General features: G+C 64.1%; 7 protein-coding genes and 1 tRNA gene. 4 read left to right on the forward strand and 4 right to left on the reverse strand.

What is annotated here, in order from left to right; translation table 11 throughout:
• The 4 genes from AC1DY5_RS45200 to AC1DY5_RS45215 all read left to right on the forward strand — a co-directional run.
• The coding region (locus AC1DY5_RS45200; RefSeq protein WP_478120922.1) for a tetratricopeptide repeat protein at positions 1-214 on the forward strand (214 nt) is incomplete at its 5' end.
• Between the two features lie 4 nt (positions 215-218).
• A complete protein-coding gene (locus AC1DY5_RS45205; RefSeq protein ID WP_478120923.1) occupies positions 219-1,028 on the forward strand; it encodes a tRNA threonylcarbamoyladenosine dehydratase in 810 nt (269 codons plus the stop codon).
• Positions 1,029-1,075: 47 nt separating this feature from the next.
• Positions 1,076-1,151, forward strand: a tRNA-Lys gene (locus AC1DY5_RS45210).
• Between the two features lie 284 nt (positions 1,152-1,435).
• Positions 1,436-1,699: a hypothetical protein gene (locus tag AC1DY5_RS45215; protein ID WP_478120924.1), complete on the forward strand. Its 264-nt coding sequence runs from the start codon at positions 1,436-1,438 to the stop codon at positions 1,697-1,699.
• Positions 1,700-1,706: 7 nt separating this feature from the next.
• Here AC1DY5_RS45215 and AC1DY5_RS45220 read toward each other — a convergent pair whose 3' ends face one another.
• The 4 genes from AC1DY5_RS45220 to AC1DY5_RS45235 all read right to left on the reverse strand — a co-directional run.
• Entirely contained in the window at positions 1,707-2,207 is a 501-nt protein-coding gene (locus AC1DY5_RS45220; RefSeq protein ID WP_478120925.1) for a terminase TerL endonuclease subunit, read from the reverse strand.
• A 204-nt stretch (positions 2,208-2,411) separates the two neighbouring features.
• Positions 2,412-2,981: a terminase large subunit domain-containing protein gene (locus tag AC1DY5_RS45225; RefSeq protein WP_478120926.1), complete on the reverse strand. Its 570-nt coding sequence runs from the start codon at positions 2,979-2,981 to the stop codon at positions 2,412-2,414.
• Between the two features lie 269 nt (positions 2,982-3,250).
• Positions 3,251-3,721 (reverse strand): hypothetical protein, encoded by a 471-nt coding sequence (locus AC1DY5_RS45230; protein ID WP_478120927.1) that lies wholly within the window; start codon positions 3,719-3,721, stop codon positions 3,251-3,253.
• A gap of 129 nt (positions 3,722-3,850) precedes the next feature.
• Positions 3,851-4,049 (reverse strand): hypothetical protein (locus tag AC1DY5_RS45235; RefSeq protein ID WP_478120928.1); only part of this gene is annotated, 199 nt, incomplete at its 5' end.

Genomic DNA, 4,049 nt, shown 5'->3' on the forward strand with positions numbered 1-4,049 from the left:
CAACTACAACGAGGCCATCGCCAACTTCAGGTCGATGCTGTCGCTGGCGCCCGATCATGCGAAGGCGCCCGAAGCCGTGCTGTCGATTGCCAATTGTCAGATCGAACTCAAGGACACGAAGGCTGCCCGCCRCACCCTCGAGGACCTGACCAAGGCCTATCCGCAGTCGGAGGCGGCGCAAGCCGGCCGCGAACGGCTGTCGCGTCTGCGTTAGTCGCTTGAGCACAGTGACCCCTGTCGTCGCCGCGGACGACGCCGACCTGGCCCGCCGCTTCGGCGGCCTGGAGCGCTTGTATGGCGTGGCGGGTGCGTCGCGGATCCGCGATGCCCACGTGCTGGTGGCGGGCATCGGTGGGGTCGGCTCATGGGCGGTCGAGGCGCTGGCGCGCAGCGGGGTCGGCCGTCTCACTCTGATCGACCTCGATCACATCGCCGAGTCCAACATCAATCGCCAGATCCATGCGCTCGACTCGACCGTGGGCCAGGCCAAGGTGGAGGCCATGCGCGACCGCATCGCTCACATCAATCCGTCCTGCCGGGTGCTGGCGCTCGACGAGTTCGTCGAGCCGGACAACTGGCAGGCCTTGCTCGGAACGGCCGAAGCCGAGAACGGGCCGGTGAGCGCGGTGCTCGATGCCTGTGACCAAGTGAAGGCCAAGCTCGCGATGGCGGCCTGGGCGCGCGAGACAGGCGCAGGCTTCGTCACGGTTGGCGCGGCCGGCGGCAAGCGACTGGCGCACAAGGTCGAGATCGAGGACCTGGCGCTGGTCACGCACGATCCCTTGCTCGCGCAGTTGCGTCAGCGACTGCGCAAGGCGCATGCAGCGCCGCGCGAGGGCCGAAAGATCGGTGTCTCCTGTGTCTTCAGCCGCGAGAGCGTGGCGCCCCCCGATGCCTCCTGCGCGATCGAGGGCGACGGTACGCTGAACTGCCACGGCTATGGCTCGGTGGTCAGCGTGACTGCCACCTTCGGCCAATGCGCCGCCGGATGGCTGCTCGATCGGATCGCGCGAAATGGCACGCTATAATTTCAGGCTTTGCCGGATTCGACCCCGGTGAAGGAATAACTGGTATCGGGACGTTAGCTCAGTTGGTAGAGCAGCGGACTTTTAATCCGTTGGTCACAAGTTCGAATCTTGTACGTCCTACCACACAACCCGCGTGGTATATAAGAAGCCTGCTATCAAATTGATAGCAGGCTTTTTTACTTTGTTCTTGTTGCCAGACTGTTGCCAGATTCTCGCGCGTTGCGTGGTTGCGCTCTTGCACATTCAGCGCCAACTCGCGTCGCCTCGACCGGGGTGAAGCCCCCCGCAAATCGCAACACATAGGAGCCGAACAGGCGGTGCATTGGCGCGTGTCAGAATTTAGTGTTACATCGTCAGATGTAATTGATGCAAAAGACCGCGCGCCGACTCCGGCACCGGAGGTCAAAATGAACGCATTCGTTTCATTTCCGCACCCCATATTGGCCGACTGGTTCATGACTATTACCGAGGTCCCACTAATGGCTGGGGAGTCGATCCTCTATGTGGGGGAGATCACATATAAGGGCAAGCCAGTTGGCCGACTCACCTCCGCAGGCAGCGAGGCAAAGGCTGATCTAGTCAGCCGGTTCGAGAGTTGGGTGAGTGACTACGTGGTGTCGACCGCCGTAGGTGGCCAGCCGCGCATGGGCGAAGCTTTTACCGGGTGGTAAGTCCCGGTCACCCATGCCGCTGGCTCTCGGCGTTTTCGTCGATCGCGGCACGGCCCGAGTAATTCGCGTCCAGTTCTATCCGCTTGCGCGGCCCCTGCTGGCAAGGGAGATGTTGCTTAGGAAAACTGAAAGCCCTCGGTGTCGTAGACGCTGGCCACGTCGTCCGCCGCTTGGGCAGCGACGTCGAAGGCTTGGGCCATGGCCTGCATGCCGTCAATCCGGCCCGTGGCGCGGCCCTTGTCGAGCTTGCGGGCGCCGGTCGGTCCTTGGTCACCACGGCGTTGCCGGCGCACATCGTCAGCACCGGATGCATGCCGTGCGCGACTCGACCATTGAGCAACTCGGCCTCGAGCGCGTCGAGCGCCGGCGCCATGTCGCGGTAGCCCTGGCCCCACTCGACCAGCGGCAGATCGGAGCCGATCTTCTCCAACTCCTTCTTGAGCAGGTCGATCCGCCAGCGGTCATAGGCGATCGCTCGCACGTCCAGGCCGGCCAGGAGGGTGGCCATGTCCTGCGCCACAGACTCGGCATCGACTGTCGCGCCTGGCACGGTCGGCCAAGCCGAGCTCGGGGGTCCAGAAATGCGGCACTACCTGCCACACGCCATCGACCTTGCCGATGATGCAGAGACATGTCAGGTCGGTGCGCCCGGAGAGGTCCAGGCCGCAGTAGACCGGCTCATCATCGCGAGCAGGTCGCAGCCCTCGGGTGCTTAGTAGAGGTGGCACACGATGCGCGGATCTGCGCTGATTTTGGCGTCGTCGAGCCACACGCTGAACAGGTCGGCGACGTTCGCGGCCTGCGTACTGATGGCGATCAGGAGCGGCGCTTCGTGCGCGCCCTGGCTGGTCGTGATGGCGTCGATGAAGTCGGACTGCGGGCCGCGGCATTGGCCCGTTTCGTCCAGGATAGTCAGCACCGGCGACAGGCCGTGAGCGGTCTTGCCGTCGGCGGCCAGGGCGCGGTACTCGGTGTTCATCGGCAGCCCGAGCAGGCGCTTGCCGGACGGCACGATGCGCACGATGCTCGAAAGCTTGGGCGAGAGCTGCACCATCTTTGCCGCCAGGTTGAAGACGAGGGCGGCCTGGTCGCGGCTCATGGCGCCGGACACGATCTGGCTATTCAGCTTCGCTTCGGGTCCGCCCAGGTGCGCCAGGAGCAGGCCGGCGATCAGGCCGGTTTTCCCGTTCTTGCGACTCACGCTCAAGATGGCGCGGCGCGTACCGGCCGGGTTGTCGTACACGTCGCGGATGAACTTCTTCTGAAACTTGGCCAGCACCATCGGCTTGCCGGCCTGCGCGCCGTCGGGCGTGAGTTCCAGGTATCGCGGACGCGGGCCGTCACGATGGCGTTCCAGAACGGCCGATCTCCTTCGCGCAGGGCAACGTGTGCCGGCGGATCGATCGGGCCAAGGGCGGCCGCCTGCGCAGCAACCGCGGCCGAGCCCTTGAGTCGGGGAATGACGACGTTGCCGACCAGGTTCGACAGCACCGTGGCACCCAAGCCGCGCACCTTGATGGCGTTGCGCAGGCGGTCGATGAATTGGTCGCCTCAGTAATCGGTTCCGATGATGTTGGAGCCAGGTCCGCCAGCAGGCAGAGCCGTGGTGATTACGCGCTCCTCAAACACCTTGGTGGGCACTGCGATGCCGGTAAAGGCGCGGCCGCTGCGGCGGGCCAGCTCTTGCGAGATCTCGCGCTCACGGCCGGCATCCACGGTGCTGTTCGGCAGTTGCGCGGCGATCGCCTTCGTGAGGCTGAAGGCGCGGCACTCGGCGTCGAAGTTGGCATCTGTGCTGCCGCCACCGGCGACACGTTCACCAGAGGCGCGGCGTTCCACGTCCTCCAGAAACTGCGTGCGCTTCTCGTTGGCTTCCAGGCTGGTGATCTCGCCCTTGATGGCGTCGAACTTCGACTGTTCGTCGGAGTTGAGTGCGCGCTTCTCGGTGTCGGCAGAAGCAAGCATGCCGCGAAGGGCGGCGACCTTGGAAGCCTTGGCTTCGCGGATGGCGGACAGATTCATGGGGGAAAGCCTTTGAAGGTTTGCCCATTCATCGACGGGCGATTGTTGATACCGTTCGGTATAACCGCGCGCGATATAGGCTGTGAGGGGTCGCCAGCACATAAACCACTGGCGAACAAGCACGCACAATCAGCCTTCAAAAGCGAGTTGCGTCGGTGCAACTTTGCGGCCTGCGCCGGTCTGTGACGGCTCGTGACTCGGCGTGACTTCGCGTGACTCGGCCTGGCGGTCCATTCTCAAACTCGACGCAATGTGCTCGGCAAAATCCGCAAGAGCAGCCGATTGCGCGACCTCGATGCCCATTTTCTTCGCGGGGCCATGCTGCGAC

This window comes from Variovorax sp. P4_D9 (assembly GCF_056401695.1).